The organism is Candidatus Cloacimonas sp., from assembly GCA_035403355.1.
GTDB lineage: Bacteria > Cloacimonadota > Cloacimonadia > Cloacimonadales > Cloacimonadaceae > Cloacimonas.
Genome location: DAONFA010000022.1, coordinates 12474 through 29319 on the forward strand (window position 1 = coordinate 12474; position 16846 = coordinate 29319).

The 16846-nt window shown below is 39.5% G+C and carries 27 protein-coding genes and 1 pseudogene; 2 read left to right on the top strand and 26 right to left on the bottom strand.

Annotated elements, in window-relative coordinates; translation table 11 throughout:
• Window positions 1–2: 2 nt before the first annotated feature.
• The 23 genes and pseudogenes from secY to PLE33_06555 form a co-directional block, all read right to left on the bottom strand.
• Window positions 3–1316 carry a preprotein translocase subunit SecY gene (secY, locus tag PLE33_06445; GenBank protein ID HPS60887.1) on the bottom strand — a complete coding sequence of 438 codons (1314 nt, stop codon included), beginning with the start codon at window positions 1314–1316 and terminating at the stop codon, window positions 3–5.
• A 1-nt stretch (window position 1317) separates the two neighbouring features.
• Window positions 1318–1773 carry a 50S ribosomal protein L15 gene (gene rplO / locus PLE33_06450; GenBank protein ID HPS60888.1) on the bottom strand — a complete coding sequence of 152 codons (456 nt, stop codon included), beginning with the start codon at window positions 1771–1773 and terminating at the stop codon, window positions 1318–1320.
• A gap of 2 nt (window positions 1774–1775) precedes the next feature.
• Window positions 1776–1961, bottom strand: a complete 186-nt coding sequence (gene rpmD / locus PLE33_06455) for a 50S ribosomal protein L30 (GenBank protein HPS60889.1) — start codon at window positions 1959–1961, stop codon at window positions 1776–1778.
• Window positions 1958–2476 carry a 30S ribosomal protein S5 gene (gene rpsE, locus PLE33_06460; GenBank protein ID HPS60890.1) on the bottom strand — a complete coding sequence of 173 codons (519 nt, stop codon included), beginning with the start codon at window positions 2474–2476 and terminating at the stop codon, window positions 1958–1960. Before rpsE ends, rpmD begins: the two co-directional genes overlap by 4 nt.
• An 11-nt stretch (window positions 2477–2487) precedes the next feature.
• Window positions 2488–2859 carry a 50S ribosomal protein L18 gene (rplR, locus tag PLE33_06465; protein HPS60891.1) on the bottom strand — a complete coding sequence of 124 codons (372 nt, stop codon included), beginning with the start codon at window positions 2857–2859 and terminating at the stop codon, window positions 2488–2490.
• A gap of 16 nt (window positions 2860–2875) precedes the next feature.
• Complete coding sequence (rplF, locus tag PLE33_06470; protein ID HPS60892.1) at window positions 2876–3448, bottom strand: 50S ribosomal protein L6; 573 nt, start codon at window positions 3446–3448, stop codon at window positions 2876–2878.
• A gap of 11 nt (window positions 3449–3459) precedes the next feature.
• A complete protein-coding gene (rpsH, locus tag PLE33_06475) occupies window positions 3460–3873 on the bottom strand; it encodes a 30S ribosomal protein S8 (GenBank protein ID HPS60893.1) in 414 nt (137 codons plus the stop codon).
• A 21-nt stretch (window positions 3874–3894) separates the two neighbouring features.
• Window positions 3895–4080, bottom strand: coding sequence for a type Z 30S ribosomal protein S14 (locus PLE33_06480; protein HPS60894.1), 186 nt, complete (start codon window positions 4078–4080; stop codon window positions 3895–3897).
• A 10-nt stretch (window positions 4081–4090) separates the two neighbouring features.
• Window positions 4091–4636: a 50S ribosomal protein L5 gene (rplE, locus tag PLE33_06485; GenBank protein HPS60895.1), complete on the bottom strand. Its 546-nt coding sequence runs from the start codon at window positions 4634–4636 to the stop codon at window positions 4091–4093.
• 12 nt (window positions 4637–4648) lie between these two features.
• Window positions 4649–4954: a 50S ribosomal protein L24 gene (gene rplX / locus PLE33_06490; protein HPS60896.1), complete on the bottom strand. Its 306-nt coding sequence runs from the start codon at window positions 4952–4954 to the stop codon at window positions 4649–4651.
• Between the two features lie 23 nt (window positions 4955–4977).
• The gene (gene rplN / locus PLE33_06495; protein ID HPS60897.1) at window positions 4978–5346 is read right to left on the bottom strand and encodes a 50S ribosomal protein L14; all 369 of its coding nucleotides are present in this window, start codon (window positions 5344–5346) and stop codon (window positions 4978–4980) included.
• A 15-nt stretch (window positions 5347–5361) separates the two neighbouring features.
• Entirely contained in the window at window positions 5362–5598 is a 237-nt protein-coding gene (rpsQ, locus tag PLE33_06500) for a 30S ribosomal protein S17 (protein ID HPS60898.1), read from the bottom strand.
• A 21-nt stretch (window positions 5599–5619) separates the two neighbouring features.
• Window positions 5620–5817 (bottom strand): 50S ribosomal protein L29, encoded by a 198-nt coding sequence (rpmC, locus tag PLE33_06505; GenBank protein ID HPS60899.1) that lies wholly within the window; start codon window positions 5815–5817, stop codon window positions 5620–5622.
• The gene (gene rplP, locus PLE33_06510; protein HPS60900.1) at window positions 5814–6233 is read right to left on the bottom strand and encodes a 50S ribosomal protein L16; all 420 of its coding nucleotides are present in this window, start codon (window positions 6231–6233) and stop codon (window positions 5814–5816) included. The genes rpmC and rplP overlap by 4 nt, the downstream gene beginning before the upstream one ends.
• Before the next feature lie 3 nt (window positions 6234–6236).
• Window positions 6237–6896: pseudogene (gene rpsC, locus PLE33_06515) on the bottom strand (30S ribosomal protein S3).
• A gap of 10 nt (window positions 6897–6906) precedes the next feature.
• Window positions 6907–7248 carry a 50S ribosomal protein L22 gene (rplV, locus tag PLE33_06520; protein ID HPS60901.1) on the bottom strand — a complete coding sequence of 114 codons (342 nt, stop codon included), beginning with the start codon at window positions 7246–7248 and terminating at the stop codon, window positions 6907–6909.
• A gap of 9 nt (window positions 7249–7257) precedes the next feature.
• Window positions 7258–7536, bottom strand: coding sequence for a 30S ribosomal protein S19 (rpsS, locus tag PLE33_06525; protein ID HPS60902.1), 279 nt, complete (start codon window positions 7534–7536; stop codon window positions 7258–7260).
• A 16-nt stretch (window positions 7537–7552) separates the two neighbouring features.
• Complete coding sequence (rplB, locus tag PLE33_06530; protein ID HPS60903.1) at window positions 7553–8380, bottom strand: 50S ribosomal protein L2; 828 nt, start codon at window positions 8378–8380, stop codon at window positions 7553–7555.
• 10 nt (window positions 8381–8390) lie between these two features.
• Window positions 8391–8678, bottom strand: a complete 288-nt coding sequence (rplW, locus tag PLE33_06535) for a 50S ribosomal protein L23 (protein ID HPS60904.1) — start codon at window positions 8676–8678, stop codon at window positions 8391–8393.
• Window positions 8675–9310, bottom strand: a complete 636-nt coding sequence (gene rplD, locus PLE33_06540) for a 50S ribosomal protein L4 (GenBank protein HPS60905.1) — start codon at window positions 9308–9310, stop codon at window positions 8675–8677. The genes rplW and rplD overlap by 4 nt, the downstream gene beginning before the upstream one ends.
• 10 nt (window positions 9311–9320) lie before the next feature.
• The gene (gene rplC / locus PLE33_06545) at window positions 9321–9953 is read right to left on the bottom strand and encodes a 50S ribosomal protein L3 (protein HPS60906.1); all 633 of its coding nucleotides are present in this window, start codon (window positions 9951–9953) and stop codon (window positions 9321–9323) included.
• A gap of 2 nt (window positions 9954–9955) precedes the next feature.
• A complete protein-coding gene (rpsJ, locus tag PLE33_06550; protein ID HPS60907.1) occupies window positions 9956–10282 on the bottom strand; it encodes a 30S ribosomal protein S10 in 327 nt (108 codons plus the stop codon).
• Window positions 10275–10457, bottom strand: a complete 183-nt coding sequence (locus PLE33_06555) for a hypothetical protein (GenBank protein ID HPS60908.1) — start codon at window positions 10455–10457, stop codon at window positions 10275–10277. The genes rpsJ and PLE33_06555 overlap by 8 nt, the downstream gene beginning before the upstream one ends.
• Window positions 10458–10982: 525 nt before the next feature.
• Between PLE33_06555 and PLE33_06560 the strand changes: the two genes are divergently transcribed.
• Window positions 10983–11693 carry a class I SAM-dependent methyltransferase gene (locus PLE33_06560; GenBank protein ID HPS60909.1) on the top strand — a complete coding sequence of 237 codons (711 nt, stop codon included), beginning with the start codon at window positions 10983–10985 and terminating at the stop codon, window positions 11691–11693.
• A gap of 618 nt (window positions 11694–12311) precedes the next feature.
• Here PLE33_06560 and PLE33_06565 read toward each other — a convergent pair.
• Genes PLE33_06565 through htpX form a run of 3 tightly spaced genes read right to left on the bottom strand, consistent with a single transcriptional unit; the run spans window position 12312 to window position 15003 of the window.
• Window positions 12312–12746: a hypothetical protein gene (locus PLE33_06565; protein ID HPS60910.1), complete on the bottom strand. Its 435-nt coding sequence runs from the start codon at window positions 12744–12746 to the stop codon at window positions 12312–12314.
• Window positions 12743–14137: a 23S rRNA (uracil(1939)-C(5))-methyltransferase RlmD gene (gene rlmD / locus PLE33_06570; GenBank protein ID HPS60911.1), complete on the bottom strand. Its 1395-nt coding sequence runs from the start codon at window positions 14135–14137 to the stop codon at window positions 12743–12745. The genes PLE33_06565 and rlmD overlap by 4 nt, the downstream gene beginning before the upstream one ends.
• Window positions 14134–15003, bottom strand: coding sequence for a protease HtpX (htpX, locus tag PLE33_06575; GenBank protein HPS60912.1), 870 nt, complete (start codon window positions 15001–15003; stop codon window positions 14134–14136). Before htpX ends, rlmD begins: the two co-directional genes overlap by 4 nt.
• 436 nt (window positions 15004–15439) lie before the next feature.
• Here htpX and PLE33_06580 point away from each other — a divergent pair, with 436 nt between their 5' ends.
• Complete coding sequence (locus tag PLE33_06580) at window positions 15440–16783, top strand: MATE family efflux transporter (protein ID HPS60913.1); 1344 nt, start codon at window positions 15440–15442, stop codon at window positions 16781–16783.
• Window positions 16784–16846 lie beyond the last annotated feature (63 nt).

Consider the following 16846-nt stretch of genomic DNA (forward strand, 5'->3'; position numbering starts at 1 on the left):
CCTTACATTGAGCGTCCGCGCAATTTCCCTTTCTTCATAAAACCATCATAGTGACGCATAACCAGATGGGATTCTATTTGTTGCAATGTATCCAAAGCTACACCAACCACAATCAGCAAACCGGTTCCCCCAAAATAAAAAGGAAGCTCTAACTGATTACTCATAATTTCCGGTAACAAAGCGATAAAAGCAAAGAAAATAGCTCCGGGAAGAGTAATTCGCACTAAAACATTATTAATATATTCTGCGGTCTTTTTTCCTGGTTTCTTACCTGGAATATGACCACCGTATTTTACCATATTTTCTGCCATTTCTGTAGGGTTAAGCACAATAGCAGTATAAAAATAAGCAAAGAAAATAATGAGCCCGACATATAAGATAGTATAAATAATAGAACCCGGTGAAAGTAATTCCTTTAAAGTAGTCCAGAAAGCAGTTTCCTTCCCTAATAGAACAATGATTGTGGCAGGAAACATTAAAACGCTTTGAGCAAAGATGATTGGAATAACACCTGCTGTATTAACTCTTAGAGGTATATAAGTACTTTGACCACCGTAAACTCTTCTTCCCACTATCTTTTTGGCATATTGAACCGGAATTTTACGCACTGCTTCCGTAACGAAAATAACAGCTGCAGTTACTATCACCATTAAAGCTACGGAAATAATTGCCTTCCATACATAAGAAGGGTCACCGGGTATCTTTTGAATCATTCTTACAAAACCTTCCGGATAACGAGATATTATTCCGGCAAAAATGATTAGGGAAATACCATTACCAATTCCGTGCTCCGTAATTTGTTCTCCAATCCACATAACAATCATAGTTCCTGTAACCAGGGTAATTATTCCTGTTAAATGAAATAAAAAATTAGAACTTGGGACAACTCCAACGGACAAACTGGCTAACCACATAGTGATTGTTATAGCATTAAAAGCAGCCAATATAACAGTTCCATAACGAGTTATCTGATTCAGTTTCTTCTGTCCGTCCGCTCCTTCCTTACGCAATTTTTCAAAATAGGGAATGATGCTTCCTAAGAGCTGAATTACAATGGATGCGGTAATATAGGGCATAATACCCAAAGCAAAAACTGAAGCTCGTTCAAAATTTCCGCCCACAAAGAGGTCTAACAAACCAAAAAGATTTTTTCCACCGCTATCTACTCCTGCAAAGTAAGCTTTCAACGCGGTAGCATTAACTCCGGGAAGAGGAATAAAGCTACCTAAGCGATAAAGCACTAAGAATAGAGCTGTAAATAATATCTTTTTCTTTAAATCCGGTATCCGGAATACATTTCCTATTGTTTTTAACAAGTTACATTACCTCCGCTTTGCCACCGTTTTTTTCAATAAGCTCTTTGGCTCTTTGAGAGAAAGCATTAGCTTTGATTGTAACGGTTTTCGTGAATTCATCTTTTACCCCAGCCAGAACTTTAACCGGTGCCTTGGCTTTCTTTCCCTTAGTGGGAATTAAACCCATTTTTTCCATCGCAGGTATATCTAATTCAGTTAGTTCCAAATCCTGTAAACGGTAGAGATTTAGGATGCGGTAATTTTCACGGAAGATATTCTTAAAACCGCGTTTGGGTAAACGACGGTTTAATGGCATTTGACCACCCTCAAAACGGGGAGGAACATTCCCTCCGGCACGCGCTTTTTTACCTTTGTGACCACGTCCGGCTTGATGTCCCCAACCGGAACCCTGTCCTTTTCCTACGCGTTTTTTGTCTTTTTTGCCTGCGGGTCTTTCCAGATTTGATAAAGTTAACATTTCTATTCCTCCTTCAGTTCTTCAACTTTTAAAAGGTAAGATACTTTATCAATCATACCTCGGATGGAAGGGCTATCATTATGAATACGACTGTGACCAATTTTCCCCAGACCGAGGGCTTTGATAACCTTTTTATGGTCTTCAATACGATTTATAGTACTGCGGATTTGAGTAACTTTAATTTTCATTTCTCCTCCTGACCAGTAATTTGAGCTATGGTTTTATTTCTGAGCCGGGCAATATCGGAAAGAGTACGCATAGATTTCAAACCGTTTATAGTAGCTTTTACTACATTTGTCGGAGTATTGGAACCTAAGGATTTACACAAAATATTTTCTATGCCGGCTACTTCAAAAATGGCTCGGGCTGTTCCTCCAGCAATTACTCCGGTTCCTGGAGCAGCTGGTTTTATGAGAACCCGGGAAGCACCATAACGCGCTACTATTTCGTGGGGAACGGTTCCTTTCACGATCGGCACCTTAAACATATTTTTAACGGCTTTTTCTTTGGCTTTTCTAATGGCATCGGCAATTTCATTCGCTTTGCCATTTCCCACACCAACATTACCTTGTTTATCACCAACTACTACAATTGCGGAAAAGCTGAAGTTCCTGCCGCCTTTTACTACTTTGGCAACACGCTTGGTTTCTACAACCTTCTCAATCAATTTTTCTTCTTCTAAACGATTATGTTCGTTATTCATCTTATCACTCCTTAGAATTCCAATCCGGCTTTGCGTGCACCATCGGCAAGGGCTTTCACTCTTCCGTGATATTTATATCCGGCACGGTCAAAAGCAACTTTTGTTATTCCGGCAGCAAGTGCTTTTTCTCCAAGTTTTACGCCTACTTCAAAACTTTGTGCCGTTTTTTTCATTCCTTCTAAACTACCTGAATCTTTAGCTATGGTGGACATTGAAACCAAAGTAACACCTTTTGTATCGTCTATAATTTGAGCATAGATATTTCTTAGCGAACGAAAGACCACTAAACGAGGGCGTTCAGCGCTTCCGCTTAAATTCTTGCGGATAGATAAATGCCGCCGGGTGCGAAGTGCATTCTTAATTTTACAGCTTGAAGTTATCATTTCTTTTCACCTTCCCTTATTTAGTTCCTGCTTTTCCGGCTTTAATAATAACATGCTCGTCATTATAACGAATACCTTTACCTTTGTAATTTTCCGGAGGACGGCAATTGCGAACTTCAGCTGCAAATTGCCCTACCAGCTGTTTATCTATCCCTTTGATAGTAATTATGCTTTGAAAATCGGAACGAATTCCTTTGGAGCGGGGAATAGCTTCCGCTTTTACTTGTAATTCTTCAGGTATCTGTAACAAAATATCATGCGAATAGCCGACAGTAAGTTTGAGCCAATGACCAATTACTTCTGAAGAATAACCCGTGCCATAAATATGCAGGATTTTTTGAAATCCTTCCGTTACTCCGGTAACCATATTTTGTAACAAAGCACGCGTTAAACCATGTAAAGCGCGCTGGTTTTTGCTATCGTCAGCACGATTAACTTTTAGCAGGTTATCGCTTATTTCAACAGAAATGCCGGGCAGAAGTTGCCATTGCAGTTCACCCAGATTTCCTTTGATGGTAACAATGTTATCGGAAACACTAACTTGCGCTCCGTTTATTAATTTGATAGGGGCTCTTCCAATGCGTGACATCTTCTTCTCCCTCACCAAACCTTGCAGATATATTCGCCGCCAACGCTTTTCAAACGGGCATCTCTATCTACCATAACACCCTGGCTGGTAGAAATAATTGCACAGCCGGTATTATTATACACACAGGGTAATTTATCAGCTTTCACATAAACCCTTCTTCCAGGTTTTGAGATCCTCTGAATTCCCTGCAAAACAGGTTCTCCGTCATTAGTATAACGCAGAATTACTAATATTCGTCTATAGTTTATTTTATGCTCCGGATCTCTATCAAGAACTTGAAAGCTGTTTACAAAGTTCTCTTCCGCCAGTATATTAACCAGTGCCTCTACGAGTTTATTGTGGTTAACAGTTACTTGGGAATGTCCGGCACGATATGCATTGCGGATTTTAGTTAATGCATCAGCTATCGGATCACTAACGCTCATTTTATTCTCCTCTGTCTTTTTTTACCAGCTGCTTCTGGTTATTCCAGGTATTTGACCTTGTGAAGCATACTTACGGAAGCACAAACGGCACATTCCGAAATCGCGCATATAGGCACGAGGGCGACCACAAATCTTGCAGCGGTTATATTTTCTAACTCTGTATTTAGGGGTTCGTTGTTGTTTAAGAATGAGTGATTTCTTTGCCACTTATTTCTCCTTATTCATTTTTTTGGAAAGGCATACCCAGCTCTTGTAACAGAGCACGGCATTCCTCATCGGTATTAGCGGTAGTTACTATGGTAATATTCAGTCCCCGAATCATATCTATTTTATCATAATCTATTTCCGGAAACACGGTTTGTTCTTTTAACCCGAAGGAAAAATTCCCTCTACCGTCAAAAGCATTAGTAGAAATACCGCGAAAATCTCTAATTCTCGGTATCGCCAGGGAAATAAGCCGATCGTAGAATTCATACATTACTTCATCTCTTAAAGTAACTTTACAGCCAATAGGCATTCCTTTCCGCAGCTTAAAATTGGATATGGATTTATGGGCTTTGGTTACTATGGGCTTTCTGCCACATATAAGTTCCATATCTTTCACGGCATTATCCAAAATAGCTTTATTCTGGGTTGCCTGTCCAACTCCCATACTTACCACAATCTTTTCCAGGCGGGGAACCTGATGGGGGTTTTTGTAACCAAAGCGTTTGGATAAGGCATCCATAACCTGATTTCTATAGCGTTCTTTCAAACGGTTCATTTCTTATCTCCTCTAAAGCTCATCACCGCTTTTTTTACAAACACGAATCCGGTGTCCTTCATGAATTTGATAAACCGGTTTGGAAACGGCATTCAGTTTCTCATTAAACAGCATAACATTGGAAGCTTCTATCGGTGCTTCCATAGTAATAATTCCACCTTGAGGATTTTGTTGGGTGGGCTTAGCATGCTTTTTAATCATATGCACTTTTTCCACAATCACTTTTCCGGTTTTGGGGAAAACCTTTAGAATATGACCTTTTCTGCCTTTATCGTCACCGGCTATTACTTTTACAAGGTCACCTTTTTTAAATCGTATTTTATTCTTTGTCATTATTCCCCCTACAGAACTTCCGGAGCCAGTGAGACAATTTTCATATAACGAGCTTCTCGCAATTCCCGTGCTACCGGACCAAAGATACGAGTTCCTTTAGGTTCATGTTTTTCATCAATTATCACTGCAGCGTTATCGGAAAAACGGATATAAGAACCGTCCGGACGACGCAATTCTTTGCGTGTGCGAACTATAACGGCTCTTTCCACACTTCCCTTTTTCACTTTTCCACCGGGAGTGGCACTTTTCACCGCAATTACAATTACATCTCCAATTGAGGCATATTTGCGCTGTGTGCCTCCCAGAACTTTAATACACATAGCTTTCTTGGCACCGGAGTTATCGGCAATATTTAACATAGTTTGAACCTGAATCATCTTTCCTCAACTCCTTTATTTGCTTCTTTCCACTATTTTATGCAATGTCCAGCGTTTACGGGCACTCAGAGGACGGGATTCCATAATTTGCACTACATCGCCTTCGTGAGCGGAATTGTTTTCATCGTGAGCCATAAATTTCTTATGCCTGCGGACTGTCTTTTTATACAAGGGATGAATAAATTGACGCTGAACCCGCACTACGATGGTTTTATCGTTTTTATCGCTGACGACAATTCCCTGTTTAATCATTTTATGTGTTGTAGCCACTTGTCACCTCAGTTCTTTTTCTCTTTCTTTCATAACTGTTAATATTCTGGCGATATCTCTACGGACATTCCGAATCCGATCCGGACGGTCTATTAAATTCTTGGCTTTTTGAAAGCGAAGATTAAATAGCTCTATACGCAGTTCTTCCAGCGTTGTATTCAATTCTTCTATGCCTAACTCGCGAATTTCCTCTATTTTCATAACTCTACTCCTTCACGAGTGATAAAACGGGTTTTAATCGGCAGTTTATGAGCAGCCAGGCGTAATGCTTCTTTGGCAACTTCAATTTCCACCCCTTCAATTTCAAAAAGAACTCTACCTGGACGCACTACTGCTACCCAATATTCTGGAGCTCCTTTACCTTTTCCCATACGAGTTTCAGCTGGTTTTTTGGTAATCGGCTTATCCGGAAATATTCTAATCCACACCTTTCCTTCGCGTTTCATATGACGGGTAATGGCAATACGACATGCTTCAATTTGGCGGCTGGTTATGAAAGAATCTTCCAGAGCAATTAAGCCATAATCACCAAAGGAGACATTGCATCCAGTCCAGGATAATCCTCTTCTTCTACCCTTCATCATCTTACGATGTTTAACTTTTTTGGGCGCTAACATTGCTTATCTCCTTTATTTATCTAAAATATCACCCTTGTAAATCCATACCTTAATACCGATAACGCCATAAGTAGTATTTGCTTCCAAATTGGCATAATCAATATCGGCACGAAGCGTATGGAGCGGGGTTCTGCCTTGTTTATAACTTTCTGACCGTGCTATTTCCGCTCCACCCAAGCGACCTGAAACCTGCACTTTAACTCCTTGAGCTCCTTCTTTCATAACATAGCGGATAGCCATTTTCATTGCTCTGCGAAAAGAAACACGCTCTTCCAACTGGCGGGCTATTTCTTTAGCTACCAAACGCGCATCCAGCCACATCTTTTCAATGGGCTCAATATTGATGGAAACGGTGAGAGGGCTTTTCCGTTCTTTATTAATAAAAACATTCAGCTCATTGCGAAGTTTATCTATATCTTCCCCTTTCTTTCCAATCACTAAACCGGGGCGGGCAGTATAGATATCAATAATAATTGAACTCGTCTTACGCGAAATCTTTACTTTGGAGACCATCTTATCGCTCAACCGCTTATGAATATAGTTGCGGATTTTGATATCTTCCTGGAGAAAATCCACATACGAGGTTCCTTGAGCAAACCAGATAGATTCGGTCTCTTTATTAACACCAATACGGTATAAAACAGGATGTATTTTTTGTCCCAAGGTCTTCCTCCTATTCTTCTAAAGTTTGTAATTCCAGGGAGATATGACAGGTCTGTTTCCTAATCATAAAAGCTCTACCCTGAGCTCGGGGCATAAAACGTTTCATCTGCGGTCCCTCGTCAGCAGTTGCTACAATCACATAAAGCTTATCCAAATCAACTTTCGGATCCTGATTTTGGGCATTGGCAATGGCAGAAGCCAATAATTTATGTATAATTACTGCAGCTCTGCGATGCGAAAAACGCAAGATACTTTGAGCTTCCGTTACTGGTTTATAACGGATTGTATCTAACACCAATCGTGCCTTGCGGGCTGAACCGAGAGCATAGCTAAGTTTTGCTGTTGCTTCCATTTCCTTCTCCTATTTCGTCACTTTTTTCTTCTTTTCTTTATGACCACGGTAGGTGCGGGTAGGAGAAAATTCGCCTAATTTATGACCTACCATATTTTCAGTGATATAAACGGGAACAAATTTATGTCCGTTATGGACACTGAAAGTATGGCCTATAAACAAAGGAGTTATCATTGAGCGACGAGACCAGGTTTTTACAACGCTTTTCTTGCCTTCAGCGTCCAATGCTTCTATTTTTTTCAGCAGATGAGCGTCAACAAAGGGTCCTTTTTTAATTGATCGTGCCATTTTCTCTATCCTTATTCTATTTCTTAACTGCTTTCACGATATATTTATCGCTATATTTACGAGTTTTTCTGGTCTTTCCACCTTTGGAAAGTTTACCCCAGGGGGAAACAGGATGTCCGCCTCCGGACGATTTACCTTCACCTCCACCCATTGGATGATCTACAGGGTTCATTGCTACACCGCGAACTGTAGGGCGAATTCCCATCCAGCGTTTGCGTCCTGCTTTTCCTATTTGAATTAAAGAGTGGTCGGGATTGCTTACCGTTCCAATCGTGGCAAGACATTCCTTGCGAATTAAATGCACATCATTGGACGGCATTTTAACATGAACATAATCTCCATCTTTAGCTACAACCTGGGCATAAGTTCCTGCACTGCGAGCAATTTGACCACCTTTGCCTTTTTTCAGTTCAATATTATGCACAAAACTGCCTAAAGGTATCTTTTCCAGGGGAATGGCATTTCCCACAGCGATTTCGGCATCGGGACCGCTCATCACTTTTGTTCCCACTTCCAAACCTTCAGGAGCAATAATATACCTTTTTTCTCCATCTACATAATGCAATAATGCTATGCGAGCCGTCCGATTAGGATCATATTCAATAGCGGCAACTTTTGCCGGAATACCAATTTTATCTCTCTTAAAATCTATAATCCGATAGTGGCGTCTATGGCCTCCACCTCTATGACGGCAGGTAATTCTACCGGAATTGTTTCTCCCGCCGGTTTTATGTTTCGGTTTCAGCAGCGATTTTTCCGGTGTGCTTTTGGTTATCTCATCAAAAGTGTAGCCAGTGCGAAAACGCAGGGTTGAAGTAGTAGGTCTATATTTCTTAATTCCCATTTTTACCTCATTATGCCTCAAAATCGGCAATCTTATCGCCTTTACGAAGAGTTACGATTGCCTTTTTCCAATCGGGTCTTTTACCATTATATTTACCCAAGCTCTTAGGTTTTCCCTGATAGCGAATTGTATTTACAGCCAGCACTTTAACGGCAAAGATCTGTTCAATAGCTTTTTTGATTTCTATCTTATTGGCATTCATACTCACTTTGAAGCTGTAAGTATTTTCTTTCTCCACCAAATTACCGCTTTTTTCAGTAATTATAGGACTGATTATTATATTGCGCGGGTGTATCATTTGCTGAATACCTCCTCCACTTTTTTCAGGGCTTCATCCGTCATAATTATGTAGCTGCTTTTCAGAATTTCATAGGCATAAATGCTATCGGCACGGTCTGTCATAACTTCCGGTAGATTGGCAAAACTATTTACGGTTGAAATGTGATGCCCGTCAGTCACTACAAGCTTATTCCCTTTTTCCGGAATAATTTTTTGTAAGAAATCCAGAGCCAGTTTTGTGCTGGGCTTATCAAAAGAAAGGTTATCAACAATCATTATTCTGCCTTCGCGTGCTCGGTCAGTTAAGGCAACTTTCAATGCTAAACGCTTTTTAGTGCGGGGAATTTTCCGATACCAATCTTTGGGAAAAATAGGAAAAGCTCTTCCACCATGAACGCGAACAGGACTTCTGCGAGCTCCAACTCTGGCATTACCGGTTCCTTTTTGCTTAAAAAGCTTTTTAGTGCTGCCGGCAGTCATACTTCTATTTTTCTTTTGCACTGTGCCTTGACGCTGATTTCCAAGATACATTGTAATTACTTCATTTAGTAAAATCTTGGGAGAATTCACTTCCACTTCAAATATGCTTGCGGGAAGATCTACCTCTCCTAAAAGTTCACCTTGCATATTATATCTTTTTGCTGTCAACATAAGATACCACCTATTGTTCCTTGTGAATTGTTACTAAGGAATTACGATAACCCGGCACTGCACCCTTAATCATAATAAGATTATTTTCCGGATCAACTTTTATCACTTTGACCCGATGCACAGTAACTTTACTATTGCCATGCTGACCAGCCATTTTCATTCCTTTAAATACGCGTGAGGGTTGTGCACATTGACCTATGGAACCAGGACCGCGAAAGGATTCATGGCTGCCATGAGAACTGATAAAACCATTAAAATTATGCCTTTTCATCACACCGGTAAAGCCACGACCCTTAGAGTTCGCCGAAATAGAAACGATTTCGTTCTCTCCAAATATATCCGCTTTTAATTCATCCCCGATTTGGATACTTTCAATATCCTGTCCTCTTTCAGAACGAAATTCACGCACATAACGAAAATAGGGGCTGTTGTATTTTTTAAAATGCCCTTGTAGCGGCTTAGTTACCTTGCGTTCGGGAATTTCTTCAAAACCAATTTGTAATGCCTGATAACCATTTTCTTTCTCTGTTCTTTTACAGATAACTTTGCAAGGTCCTACTCTAATAACTGTTACGGGAATTACCTTGCCTTCGCTGTCAAAGACCTGGGTCATTCCTATTTTTTTACCAATTAATCCAATCATCCTTAGCTCCTTGTGTTAGCTTTGATTTCTACATGGACACCGGCAGGCAAACTAAGTTTCTTAAGAGCATTAGTGGTCTGCTGCGTAGGATTAACGATATCAATTAGCCGTTTGTGAACAAGCATCTGAAACTGATCCTGACTCTTTTTATCAGCATGGGGACTACGCAAAATAGTATAAATAGTTCGGTCGGTGGGTAACGGAATGGGACCGATAACTTTAGCTCCTGTATTACGAGTGGATTTCATAATTTCAGCAACGGACTTATCCAAAAGACGATGATCATAAGCTTTCAGTTTTATGCGTATTCGGTTATCGCGTTTACTCACTGGAACCTCCAAATTTATGCAATAGAACTCCCGCTGGAGAAATACGAAACTTTAACGGAGCTCCGCTATCCGGGCAGGAAATCAAACTGCGGTTTGTTTTTGTTAAATGGCGGGAGGGGTTAATTCCCTTCCCTAAGCGATACTCATTAGGAGTATCACAATTAATGGATGACATTGTTCCTCCTAAAGAACTATAAGCCCCTGCAAAATATGGGACTTGTGCTATACGCTCCAAGCGTATTCAATAATTTATACCAAAGAATTTGAGGTCGCTGAAACTGTCAAATATTTTTTTTCAGCGAAATGGAAAAAAGCGAAATAGCGAAATAGCGAAATAGCGAAATAGCGAGATAGCGAGATAGCAAGATGGCGAGATAGCGAAATAGCGAGATGGCGAGATGGAAATTGAGGGTAGCATAAAATTATGTTGTTATCCTGTAAAAAGAGAAAAGACAAAACCACCATATCTAACAATGAACTCATGAACTCCGAACTCCGAACTTTGAACTTTGAACTCCGAACTTTGAACTCCGAACTTTGAACTCCGAACTTTGAACTTTGAACTTTGAACTTTGAACTTTGAAATCTGCGTAATCTGCGGGAAACAAAATCTGCGGGAAACAGCACTCGCGGGAAAACACCTTGCCTTATTATCATTTTCGCTTAGTTTAATTATAGAGAATAAATCATCGGACTATATATGAACTACATTGAACACTATCACAATGATGCTCTGGAATTTGATTATTGGGGAGAGGATTTAATTTCCCCTGCAGAAATTAGGAGAAATCAATTTATCTATCACCTGTGCTCTGTTAAGCCCCACCAAAAGGTCTTGGATATTGGCAGCGGAAGAGGATGGTTTTCTTTGCATTGTGCCCAAATAGGAGCAGAAGTTACTGCCATAGACCTCAGCGCTGAAAATTTAAAGCGGATTAAGCAAACTGATCCACAGATTAGAACTATTTACGGAGACGCCTGTAATCTCAATCTTGCAGGAGAATCTTTTGATCTTATCGTTGCCATGGAAGTTTTGGAACATCTTGTTGACCCTGTTTTGGCAATAAATAACTGGAAAAAGCTGCTACCTCCAGGTGGAACCTTATTTGTTACAGTTCCTTACAAAGAAGTTATCCGCTATTCGCTTTGCATTCATTGTAATCGCAAAACACCTGTGAATGCTCATTTGCATAGTTGGGATATACCTAAATTGACCTCTTTGCTTGAAGATAATGGATTTTATGTTTTGAGGACAACATTATTTGCCCACAAATTGCTTACCGCCTTAGGTCTGGATAAAAAAATGCAGAAGGTTTCTTTTAATTTATGGAATTTTCTGGATAAGCTTTGTGGAACAGGTAACGATAAATATAGCTATTTAGCCGTAAAAGCCATCAGGCAGAAGGATTAGGAGAGTGGAGTAGTTACTGCTTTATTTTTGTTTTGACTTACAATTATGCCACAGCCCTCTCTGTAACTACAACTCACAAATTGTAAACCCTGGCAACCAGATTATAACTGACCTCCTTATTTCAAAATTGTGAGTTAAAACAAGAACCTTATCTTCCTTGCCCCAAGCTATTCATCTCTCGTTTAACATACCTTAATCAAGCGTTAATAATTAACGCTTGATTAAGGTTAGATTAACACTTGATTTATGCTCTCAATTTAGGGCAGAAAGCGGTGCCCGAATCTGATATGTAGTTTATACTAAAATGGTAAATACCCCAATGCCAGGTAAATAGATTAGGATAATACCTAATATAACTTCCATCTTTACAAAACATATAATATGATTATCTTGTCTCCAGAATGTATTTAGTGGGGGAATGATGTCACAAATAAATGGGCAATCTTTACAGGAGTTATTCTTGAAAGCGGAGAAGGCAATATCGGAAATTGAAGATAACCGTCTGATAATAAAGCTATTAGCTATTTAAGGATTAGCTTGTAGCTTGCAAGTATTGCAAAGGATGATAGATTCCGCATCGTTTGTATGAACTAAAAACTCCCCCGGCTTAGGGGTATTTTATTTAGTGTATTGCTGGTTTCCGTAGATATACCAAACTCCGTTTTCTCTTCTGAAGTAGGAAATATCTCCGGAATCCTCCGGTTCGTTCAGGGTTTGCGTTTCCGTATTTGAAGAGAATTTATTCTTGCTATGCACTATAGCTTTATCCCCATCCAGGTCAATATAAAGAACTTCAATATCCAGCAGGGAGAATTGAGCCATTCTATCCAGCCACAAAGAGTTAAAATTATAACCCAGCATTCCTTTATGCAGATATTCAGTATGCAGGTGGTCCATAATTCCGCTGATATCTTTTAAATTGAAATCCATACTAATATCATAAAGAATATCGCTAATTTCTCTTTTTGCCAAGACATCGCTATTATCGCTATCACAGCTGAGCAAAGCCAACAACAATATAATGCTAAAGAGTATCAAGAGAATTCTTTTCATCTTTTTCCCTGCTGAATCTTCTTCCCGTTTCTGATATAATAATCTTTTTGCTGTAAATAGGCAAGGCATTCTATATGCCAGGTATTGGGAAACATATCAAACGGCTGCAAAAAAACCACTTTATATTCTTCTCCGGCTAAAAGAGTGTTCAAATCACGGGCAAGGGTCATTGGAGAGCAGCTAAGGTATAAAATCTGTTTCACCTGAGCTTGAATAATTGCCTCTAAAGCTTTTTGCTGAACACCGCTGCGGGGAGGATCCATAATAATGACATCCGGTTTTGCATTTGCCAAAACTTCAGCCAGGTTATCTTCCACTTTGCCTGTAACGAACGAAACATTTTGAATTTTGTTTCTAACAGCATTTAATTGCGCATCTTCAATTGCCGAAGGAAATTCTTCCAGCAGGATAACTTGTTTAGCTTTAGCTGCCAAATTAAGCCCTATAGCTCCAATTCCGCAATAGGCATCCACAATAACATCCTGGCTGTTAACAACTTTTTCCAGGCAAGCAAGAATATTTTGCATCGTTCCTTGATTGATTTGCCAGAAACTACGATAATTGATCTGAAATTCTAAATCTCCCGTTTTATCTATCAGAAAATCTTGCCCGAATAAGAGTTTGGTTTCCTCACCCAAAATAACATTCCCTTTTTCCCTGTTGATATTTTGGATTATTCCCGTTATGGAAGGAAATTCGTCGGTTAACTTCTTTACCAATAGTTTGGAAAAAGGAAACTTCCTGCTTAAAGTAACTAATATTACCAAAATCTGGTTCTCTGCATTATTGCAACGAAAACCGATATGGCGTAACTGACCTGAATGGTTTTTTTCGTTGTAGGGTTCTACTCCGGTTTTGATACAAAATTCTATAATTGCCCGGGCAATATTGTCAAAAATGGCAATATGATTGATACAGTAATCGTGTTTTACAATTTGATGAGAAAACCGGGCATACATTCCATAATAAATTTTGCCTGTTCGGAAATCTTTCCCAACCGGCATATATACCTTATTACGATAATTCGTTATTTTAACGGAAGCAACGGGATATAGAATTAATCCCTCGTCTATAAAGGGACGGAAAAGTTCCAAAATCAGTTGCTGTTTTTGCTGTAATTGAGTTTCGTAACTAAACATCAACCAATCACAACCCCCGCAAGGAACTTTAGCATTAAATGCCTGACAGTTGGCATCAATCCTGTTGGCGGAATAAACAAGAAATTCCTTTACTCTGCCATAAGCATAATTCTTGCTTTCATAAGTAATTTCTGCCTTAATTTCATCCCCGGCAGCCGTGTATGGTATAAAAATTGCCTTGCCGGCAAAATAGCCGATACCATAACCACCCATAGCTAATTTTTCAATTTTAAGCCGGGGTATCTCTTTCAAAGCAATTCCTGCAAGCGTTGAATGCGCACTTCAATAGGAGGATGAGTAGCAAAAAGAGACATTCTTTTGCGGTTATTGATTTTTGCCAAAGCATAAGAATCAGTGCGTTTTTCCGGAACATAGGCAACGGCTATTTTCTTCAATGCTTCAATCATAGGCGCCGCTCCCACCAGATTTGCCGAACCGGCATCTGCTTTAAATTCCCGCCAACGCGAATAAGCAGCTATAGGAATATTGGCAAGAAGCATTAAAATGTTCTGTAACACCATAATTACTAACATATAACCAAAATAACCCAAACCGCCACCTCTATCATCACGCAGGGCATTATCAATGATAACTGTTAAAATTCGGGCAAAAAACATTACAAAAGTATTCACAACTCCCATCAGTAAAGTCATAGTTACCATATCGCCATTGCTGATATGACTCATTTCATGACCCGCTACTGCTGCTAATTCATCTTCAGAAAGACGGTCTATCAAAGTTGAGGAAAAAGCAATCAAAGCACTATTTTGCGAAGCGCCGGTAGCAAAAGCATTGGCATCTTTGCTGTTATAAATACCTATTTCAGGGGTTTTGAGGTTCCTTTCTGCTGCCATTGCCTCTACGGCAGATAACAGATAAGCAATCTTAGGATGAGAAACTCCCGGTTTTACAATTTGCACTTTATAGCTTGCTTTCACCAATGGCTTGCTTAAAAATAGCGATATTAGGGAACCGCCCATTCCAAATATTGCGCAAATAATCAGCAAACCCCAGAGGTTTTCAAGTTTCAATCCTAAAAGACCTACTACAAATCCTAACACCAACATTACCAGCAAGTTGGTAATTAGAAAGATTCCTATTCTTTTCAGGAAAGTCATTTTTCTGCTCCTTATAATATTTTTTGTATTGTAAAACCTGCTCTAACTTATACTTAACAGGTCTATATTCAAGGTAAAACCATTTTCCTTAAGAGGACTGTATAGGCAAGGACTTTCTTAATCCGGCATTTGATATTTAGGAATCGTCTTTATTGAAAGGGATTTTTTCTTACCCGTAAGGTTTTTTGATAATAAGGGCTCGGGATGGTTTACAGCACTTCAATTTCACAGCAGAATAAACCACGGATTTGATTGTTTTTTATTAGCTTATAAAGATGCTTCCGGATAATATCCATTTCTGCCTTCAATATTCTTTTTTCCCTTTTTCTCCCTTGGAAATATTCAAATATTTGTGCCGGTTCCAAGCTTTACACTGTTTCCGGTCTTGACAGAAAAGCCCCTTTCAAAAAAACGGTTACTTTAAGGAAACAAATAAATGAAACACAGCAAAATAGAAATCTTGGAAAACACTCCTGTCGCTTATTCTATATTGTATCTTGCCCTCCCCAGTATGCTAAGTATGCTGGTGAATATATTATACAATTTAACCGATACCTTTTTTATCGGCAAACTGAATGATCCATTTAAAGTTGCAGGTGTTTCCGTTGCTTTGCCCTATTACAATATGTTAATGGCAATAGCCGGAATTTTTGCCAATGGCGGAGCCAGTTATCTTTCCCGTCTGTTAGGGAAAAAAGACCTGGATGCAGCTCGGGAAACAACAACTACGGCTATTTTTTCTATTGGCATCGTTTCTATTTTTGCTGTAATTTTAGGAATACTCTTCATCCCTACTTATCTTAAATTATCCGGTTCCAGTGCGTTAACTGCTCTTGCAGCACAGCAATATCTAACCGCTATTTTTATCGGCAGTCCTATAATTATGGTTAAATTTACTATGATCCAATTACTTAGAGCCGAAGGAGCTGCTAAAGAAGCAATGCTGGGTTTGTTTATTGGCACTGGAGCAAATATTGTTCTTGACCCGCTGTTCATTTTCAGTTTTAATATGGGTGTAACCGGTGCAGCAATAGCAACTGTTATAGGACAGGGTTTGGGCTTGCTGTATTATTCCATATATTATTTGCGGAAAAAGAGTTTAGTAAGTCCCGGAAGAAAATATCTGCACTTGCGCTGGCCTTGTTATAAAGAAATACTTGCTATCGGCATTCCTTCTTCCTTAAGCCAAATAATGATGAGCATAGGCAATGCTATCAGTTTTAAGCTTGCTGCTGCCTATTCGGATCATACGATTGCTGCTTTGGGAGTTGTTTCCCGGGTCTTTTCTATAGCCATTTTTGCCTTTATCGGATTATCCATTGGCGTGCAGCCGCTAATTGGTTTTAACTATGGTGCCCAGAATTACAGCAGAATGAAAAAAGTGATTAAGATGTCCAATTTAATCTGTCTGGGAATGGCTGTAATCTTCACTCTCTTATTTGGTCTCTTCCCGCGGGAATTAATTGCCATTTTCATTAATGACAGTAGAATTATCCGCATCGGGACGCAAATCCTGAAAGCTTATGTAATTGCTATCCCTTTTGCCGGTTTGGGAATGATTTTAATGGCTGCTCTGCAAGCAATGGGAAAAGCACTGCCTGCTTTCATTGTTTCTCTTTCGCGCCAGGGAATTGTCTATATTCCAATGTTGTTTTTATTAAATTATCTCTTCCGGTTTGACGGTTTGATCTTTGCTATGCCTATTGCCGATGTGATAACAACGATACTTTCTTTCACTTTTGTGTATCATATCACCAAACGGTTGAAAAGTTCTGCTTGACACAACAACCCCTTTATAAAAAAGGGTTTATAATAAATAATATGAACAAAATATGGAGGAAAA